A 7,844-nucleotide genomic window follows, 5' to 3' on the forward strand; every position below is an offset into this window, starting at 1 on the left:
TCAGTAGTTTATACTAAATAATTTTGCCTCACAAACATTTCAAAGAACTTCTTGGTACCGGATATCCGATGATTTTTATTTAAATCCCGCCACTTAACCACCTATGCTATCTCAATTGGAAGGGCAATAAGGAAGAGGAATTATACTCCCAACTCTGCACCCTTACCGGTCTGCACCCAAGAAAATATGATTTCATGATCAAGCCTCAGAATCTGTAAGATTCAGCGCGATCAGAAAACATATTTTCCCCCTCCTGCACCCTGTAATTCACGTTTTTATGGTTTAAACCCCTTCCTATAAACCTTAGCCGTCACCCCATTCCTCACCTTAAACCACCTGCTGAAATACGGCAAATCACTAAACCCCAGCAACTCCGAAATCTCCTTAACCGAATGCTTCGTATACTGCAACAAATACAAAGCCTCCCGGTAAATCCTGTCCTGCAGCAACTCATAAACCGATCTCCCCAAATAAGCCTTTGCAAACCTGTTCAATGCACGAATAGAAACACCCATTTTAACCGCATACACATAAACATCCCGGTTATACCTAAAATCGTTCTCAATCAAGGATTGCAATACCCTTAACCGCTGAAAGTCTGGCGCGTAATAGCCAGCGTCTACCAGCCTAAAACCTTTAGCATATGATTTCGTTTCCTGCAACATCACTATAACAATTTATCAAATCTTCTTCGGCACCCGCGGTATCGGCTTATAATCAATAATAAAATCAATCACCCTATCCAACTCACTCAACACCAGATGAACCAGTTTCAACCGAAAAACATCAGGCTCCTCCTTCCCCTCAGCACCACCAATATCCGTCAGTTCAGGATCAAAACGAACCAGCAAATCCACCCCCTTGACCTGCCGGAGTTTAACCAGCAACTTCCTAACCACAATCAAATGTTTAGCAGTTTGCTTTTGATTGTTATTAGCAATAATATCAAAGATGTCCGAAGTCAGCGTATAATGCGCATGCGTCAACCGTTCCGAAAAAAAAGGCTCGATAGGCTTACGCGTATTCCCTATTTCCTCCAGCAAAGCAAAGAAAAGTTCAGGACCGGTTTTTTGAAGATACTTAGTCATAGTTAGAGATGTTAAATTAAGGTAATTGACAATAATGATGATTTTTATATATACGAAGCATCCCTCTACGAAACACAACGCAGAGAGATAACAATTAAAACAGTAAATATTGTTTGTGAAAGAAAGGTAAAGAATTAACTAGGATACTTTGTAGAATATCATTTATCCCTAATTGTCTATAAGAATCTTACGTGTACAACCTTCCTTTCACAAACAATTTCAAAGAACAACATCCTTTATATTCCGCTGGAAAAAGCGGTTAGTATTCCCCTCTACCCCCACCCCGCCCGATGGGCGCCCCCCTTCACCGTCATCTCGAGGGAAGCGCAGCGACGAGAGACCTGTAAGCACTTTGCAAATAGATCTCTCCTATCGTCGACATGACGCATCGCGCCTAACCTGTATAACGCCCTACCTTTCCCACTCGCTACACCCACTTGCCCTTTCTCCATATCATGGACGAAAGGTGGCACGGAGTGCCGGATAGAGGCTTTTCATTTCAAAACCCCTCCCTCTTCATAAACCCCAGCATCGGATCCAACCACTCACTAACTGGCAACCTTTGCGTAAACCCATGATTCCCCTTCGGAAACAAATGCAATTCCGCATCTATCCCATTCTTCTGCAAAGCCTGATAAAACACAATGCTGTTGTTCACATCCACCACCTGATCATCACCACAATGCGTCAAATAAGTAGGCGGAGTTTCCTTAGTCACCTGCAGCTCATTAGAAAACAAAGCTACTTTTTCTTTGCTTGGCTCCATACCCAATAAGTTAATCTTTGAACCCATATGCGTCAACTGGTCATTCATGCTGATCACAGGATAAACCAAGATCATAAAATCTGGCCGGAGGCTGATGTTATCTTTATTGGGGATATAGCTTTTAGAGAAATGCGTACCTAAGGTCGAAGCCAGATGCCCTCCAGCACTGTACCCAATTACGCCGACACTTGCAGGATTGAAGTTCCAGTTTACCGCATTTGACCGGATTACTTTCATGGCTTGCTGTGCATCCATCAATGGTCCATAGCTTTTATCTCGCATGGTTTCCTTTTTTGGCAACCGGTATTTGAGCACAAAAGCCGCAATCCCTTTTTCGGCAAAAGCTTTGCCTATAGCTATCCCTTCTTCTTCGAAGGCAAGGAAACCGTAACCTCCTCCTGGGATGACTAGTACGGCTGTACCAGTGGCTTTTTCTTTAATGGGTAGATATAGGGTCAAGTTTGGTTCTTCTTCTTTGGAAAGTTTTACTGTACTTCCAGGGATAGTATCGGGGTAGAGCGGCAGCACTTGTTGTGCTACCGCAGTATACCCAACCATTAAAAAGAGCATCAGAGTTAATATTTTATGTTTCATGAATAATTCGTTCTAAAAATTGAGTTTAAACGTATAGATATAGTGCCCAAAAAGTGCCACCAGCATTTTATCGTATACTTTGAAATCCGTTAACTTTTCGCCAGCGAACTCCGGCAAGTAAAAGCTGAGTTTGTACTTCCCATCATTTGCTGAATACACATCAATAGCTGTTGCTTTATCATGCATATCATCTGTTTCATTGTCTGCTTTTAAGGCAGAGCGGATAAACAAATAGTCTTTATTGGCACAAGCTTGCTTGTTGACCAATAGTGGTGGTGAAGCCATCGTAACCTGGTTTGAAGATTTAATTCTTCCAACTTTAATCTTTGCCAGGCTATTGGTATCAATGGTCTTTCCCTTATATAGCAAACTAAGATTAGTATCCAGGCTAAGAAACTGGTTTCTGTAGTGATAGATATAAAACACCTTATTATACTTTGGTACCTGCAGAAAAATACCATCTGTACAAAATACCCCATCAATTTGCTTCTTCAACAAATCCTCTCTCACAAAAGTCATACCCCTCACTTGCTGTTTACCCAAAACATTTACATTGTTTCCACCAATAGATCTAAAAAGAAAGGAATTAACAGACAAAGGAACTGCAGCAGAAAAATATGGACCAACAATGTCTTGTGTTAAAGTATAATCGGTTGTAGAACCAGTACTTATTTTGGCTTTAATTCCATCTATTAAAAACAAATTGGAAGAATCAATCTCTACATAAGCATCTTCAAGGGGTTTAAAATTTCTGGGCGCTTTCAGCAAAACCTTCTGCGTATCTAAGGTTTTAAGATCTACCTGAAAGAGCAAATTCTTGATATAACGATTCCCCAGATAAAAGTAGTTTCCATTTTGCCCGGCGAAATATAGCTGACCATTTTTTAAATCCTTCACGTTATCCGCTGTAATTGGAAAAGGTGGTATTTTACGAATAAAGGCATTAGGTGATTTTGCCATATACTCAGTTGCGCCATACAGAATGGCTACACCTAATGTGCTTCCAATAAGAAGAGCAATCAATATAAACAGTCGGGTTTTCAACATAAAAAATGAATAAAGGATTAAAGTATCCCGGAAGATAACTTCCGGGATAAAAATCAGAGACTAAGGTTGCCTCCAGGGCAATGTACAATTTGAATTAGGGTAATAGGCAGTCCGTGTAGAAAGCACTCCCGGTGTGACAGTACAAACGGGTCCAGTATTCCAGGGACTACAAATAGGTTCATTTGCAATTGCCCCAGAAGTCTTTATACATTGGTTTATTCCTGAATCGGAATATATCCAATCGGAAACCCAATTGACCCTTTTTTCAGACTTAAATCCAAATGCAGCACCTAAGCCAAGTAGGACAATACTACTTAAAAAAACACTTCTTAAATTCATTGTTTTATAGGTTAATTCATGCCTTTTCTTTCTAGGGTGCAGGCTTTCCCTCTTATTGCGCAGATAAGATCTTGACTTTTGCCGGATACATCAAAACACCAATTGTTCCTAGTACCACAAAGCATAAGTTGAATATCAAATGTTCTTTCCAGCTCATATTTTGTAATACCCCTCCACAAGTGCAAGGGATATAAGAACTAAATTTCAGAATAGCTACGATATATGCTGAGAACATGACCATTAGACTGAAAGACGCATATAATGCAGCTAGTCTGAAACGCTTAACTATTAAAAAGATAGACAATGCGATTTCAATCGAAGGAATTGCAATGACAACCCAGCTGGCAATTGGATTTAGGATAGGTGATTTCGAAAGTTCAACACTAAACCTCTCGAAGTCCCTTATTTTACTTACCGCAGCATACACAAACAAGAGGATAAAAGATGCACAGATTACCTCTGTGAATATACTTTTCTTAATAGATTTCATAGGCATTATTAAGGATTATTCGAATCGACCTTCCAGGTAGGAATGTCATTTTTTATTTTCTCTAGAGTTTCCAAGAAAACCTTATCCTGATTGGACTGTTTTACTGCGCGCTCTTCCCACGCGATAGCCTGCTCTTTCCTCCCTGTCTTATACAACAAGTTTGCATAAGTATCCCAGGATGCTGGATCGTTCTGATACCACTCTTCCATTGCATGTTTCATCACGACATCACAAGCAAATTTTAATACTTTAGGATCATTCACGTTTTCAAACAAAGGCCAGGTAATATCATTGACTACATATTCAGGTCGCTTTAATGCTTTTTCAAAATAAAGCACATAATACTTCCCAAACTTTCTCCAATCTTTAGTCATCATATAGTATATCATCTGTTTGCCATACAATGTCTCTTGCCCTATTTCTCCAAATTTGGATTTCATTGTCTTTTGTAAATCTGTCCAATCAAAATTGGGTTTATTTACAGCGTTAACACCCTGAAAATAAGCCTTCGAAATGGCATCGCGCAACAAGTATTGTGCTTTGTCTTTTCCTAATACCGCATTTACTTTCTCCTGATTATTGAGGAACAGCTTAAAGGATTCACCCTCCGTGTCATTCAAATGTTGACTCATAGCAATTAAATTATCTTTTGTAAACGGCTCATTTTTCTTTTGTGCTTGTAAACCAATGTTCCAAAAATTGAGCATAGCTATCGCTAGAAACAAGAATTTTCTTGTTTTATTTTTCATTTTCATATGTTATTATCTAGTTATTTCAACTCTATTAATATGGATTTCCTTGTCATTAGACTATCTACTGTGTTTTGCTCCGAAGGTGTTAACAGGCCGGGACCTGGGGTTTTGATTTCTCTGTCATAGGCTAATCCATTATCCAATCCGCGTCTTTCGGCTGATATGCCACGCGTCATCCATACAGGCGCAGGTTTATCTTTCAGATAATGATCAAAAAACTGCATCATACGAGTAGCAAAATCCTCTGCTTCCTTACCCAAAAGACCGTGATTACCTTCTGAATAAGCAAGCATCCAACTTCTTTTACCTAATCGCCGAAGTCCAATAAAAAATTTGAGGGCATCGTCATAAGAACATACGCCATCTTTCTTCGTATGCATAATTAAAAACGGTGTTGTGACCTTATCTAACTTGAATATTGGAGAAGTCTTGATGTAAGTATTAGGAATTTCCCAAACATCCTTGCCCATTCTAAATTGTCCCCATTCATATCTGACGCTAAGAGGATTACCATTTGAATATAATCCTCCATAATCACTCACCCAATCAGCAATACCCGAAGCACTACAAGCAGCTGCGAATAGATTGGTATGTGTTAATAAATAATTGGTTTGAACACCACCCCAGCTAAAGCCTTGAATTCCCATTTTTGTTGAATCTACATAAGGTAAAGTGCTGATATATTTTGCAGCTGAAACTACAGCATCGTATGTTCCCTGCATTGGATCACCTACCTTATAAACAATATCTGGTGTAAAGATCAAATACCCATTATTTATATAAGTGGATATGTCAATATTACCACCTCCGTACAAAACTTCAGGCCTGATATAAGCATTCAAATTATTTGATTTATCTTCATAATAGTTAAAAATAATAGGATATCTTTTTGTCAGATCGAGGTTTTCAGGTTTATATAGAATACCTTGTAAATTTGTTCCAATCGGAGACGTCCAGGTGTGTAGTTCTGTTGTATACCAGTTATAATTACGCTCTGGATAGACATTACTTAGGGCCTTGAATGTTTTAAAATCCTGTGTACAAAAGTAGTTAGGGGATTCTTTAGCACTCATCCTACTTACAATGTAAGTTTCTGCATTTTTTGCCTTAATAGGAATATTTTCTCCAACATCAACAGTAATCATCCAAGGAGCATAATAAATATAATCACCTATACTTAGAAGTTTCGGATCTTCTGATTTATCAACGTCTATACTATAAAAACCATTTCTTTTCGATTTTAAATCAAATGCACTCAATATGATTTTTTCATTTTCTTTTAATGAATAAGAATGAAACTGTTCAAATGCTAGGGAAAAAACAAAATTATGAATTCTGCCATACCCTGCAGTCAAATTTACTGGAGTTTTCTGTCCTGATAAGTCAAATTTCCATATGTCGTATGTATCATAGAAAAGCACACTTTCATCATTATCTAACCATCTTGCAATTCTAGCCCTATTCATATCAGGTTTTAAAAAATTTTCAGAAAACGCTTTAGATATGTTATGGTAAACTCCTGTTTTAATATTATAACTGACATAATTATGTATTTCTGGATCAAGATAAATTAGATACTTACCACTTGGAGATATTCCCTCTGGCTGATATTTTAGCCGAGTTCTTTTTCCACTTGTTAATGAAATTAAATCTCGGGTTGAAGTGATACCATCTCTAAGCTTACTATCATGATAAAGGATTCGAATAGTATCTGGAGATCCGTCTTTAAACGGATTTGATGCTAAATGTTCATATTCGTTCTCTAACCTGATCATTTTACCATCCTTCAAATTTATCACCGCAGCATAATTTCTGGATCCAATTTCATTCTCTTGTTGAGATTGTATTTTCTGATCCAGGTAACTCCAAATTTCAACCCTTCCATCTTTTGGTTTTGGTTTATCCTTTTCTGTTAATTCTATAAAGAGCCGATTTCCATCATTGCTAAATCGGTCGACTCCTCCCAATCTTAACCCTGAATCAAAATGTGTTGTTTGGTAGTTGATTAACTGGTGCAGCCTGTGATCGTTCATATGGAAAGAAAATAGCCCCTTTTCGGATATAAATGCCAGTTGGTTATGCCTCATATCTAGTATGATATTTTTTACATTTAGACCTTCAATTATCAACCTACTTTTTCCAGTATTTAAATTAACCCAACTTAGTTCCCGTACGGTCTGATCATTAATTTTCTTTTCAGTTTGTAAAATAACCGTTTGATCATCATACCCAAGAATTTTATTAATTGCATTCTTATAAGCATGCCTTTTTCCTGTGTTTATGTTTTGAAGAACTAATTTCCCTTGTGAACCTTTTTCCTGATAAGTAATCCATTCGCTTTCGCAATTTGGATCTACATTAAATGAACTTACTCCACTAATGTATTGAACCACATCCTTTCCCAGTGAGATTATCATCAAACGATACTTTTGATCCAGAACTATAGCATAATCTCCTTTTTCTGTGTTCAAAAAGCATTGACCACTTATGCCGACATAACTTCGTTTCCAAGTATTTTCGGTAGATTGAAGAACAAAAGTACTATAACCTACAGGCTCATTTTCAATAGTATAATAAACATATTTCCCATTATCATTTATGTGAACTCCCGAAACAGAACTCCAATGCATATATGTGTTTGAATCAATTTTTTTTTTCTGTGCTGATACAATATTGGTTTTACAAAAAAACAATATAAATACCCAATAAACTATTTTAGTAAATTTCATGTGTGTTTTATAAAGTATTGTTTATTTAAGATATTTCAA

Annotated in this window: 7 protein-coding genes; all 7 read right to left on the reverse strand. The window is 37.5% G+C overall.

Going from position 1 to position 7,844, the window contains the following annotated elements; all coding sequences use genetic code 11:
* Positions 1-275 precede the first annotated feature (275 nt).
* The 7 genes from R2S08_RS25790 to R2S08_RS25820 all read right to left on the reverse strand — a co-directional run bounded on the left by R2S08_RS25790 (position 276) and on the right by R2S08_RS25820 (position 7,805).
* Positions 276-665 carry a helix-turn-helix domain-containing protein gene (locus tag R2S08_RS25790; RefSeq protein WP_316837823.1) on the reverse strand — a complete coding sequence of 130 codons (390 nt, stop codon included), beginning with the start codon at positions 663-665 and terminating at the stop codon, positions 276-278.
* A 15-nt stretch (positions 666-680) separates the two neighbouring features.
* Entirely contained in the window at positions 681-1,088 is a 408-nt protein-coding gene (locus R2S08_RS25795) for a hypothetical protein (RefSeq protein WP_316837824.1), read from the reverse strand.
* Positions 1,089-1,587: 499 nt separating this feature from the next.
* Positions 1,588-2,448 (reverse strand): alpha/beta hydrolase, encoded by an 861-nt coding sequence (locus tag R2S08_RS25800; protein WP_316837825.1) that lies wholly within the window; start codon positions 2,446-2,448, stop codon positions 1,588-1,590.
* 12 nt (positions 2,449-2,460) lie between these two features.
* Positions 2,461-3,495 (reverse strand): hypothetical protein, encoded by a 1,035-nt coding sequence (locus tag R2S08_RS25805; RefSeq protein WP_316837826.1) that lies wholly within the window; start codon positions 3,493-3,495, stop codon positions 2,461-2,463.
* 391 nt (positions 3,496-3,886) lie between these two features.
* On the reverse strand, positions 3,887-4,324 hold the full coding sequence (locus R2S08_RS25810) for a MauE/DoxX family redox-associated membrane protein (protein WP_316837827.1): 438 nt from the start codon (positions 4,322-4,324) through the stop codon (positions 3,887-3,889).
* A gap of 8 nt (positions 4,325-4,332) precedes the next feature.
* Positions 4,333-5,073, reverse strand: a complete 741-nt coding sequence (locus R2S08_RS25815) for a hypothetical protein (protein ID WP_316837828.1) — start codon at positions 5,071-5,073, stop codon at positions 4,333-4,335.
* A gap of 20 nt (positions 5,074-5,093) precedes the next feature.
* Entirely contained in the window at positions 5,094-7,805 is a 2,712-nt protein-coding gene (locus R2S08_RS25820) for an alpha/beta hydrolase family protein (RefSeq protein WP_316837829.1), read from the reverse strand.
* Positions 7,806-7,844 lie beyond the last annotated feature (39 nt).

The organism is Pedobacter nutrimenti (assembly GCF_032678445.1).
Classification (GTDB): domain Bacteria; phylum Bacteroidota; class Bacteroidia; order Sphingobacteriales; family Sphingobacteriaceae; genus Pedobacter; species Pedobacter nutrimenti_A.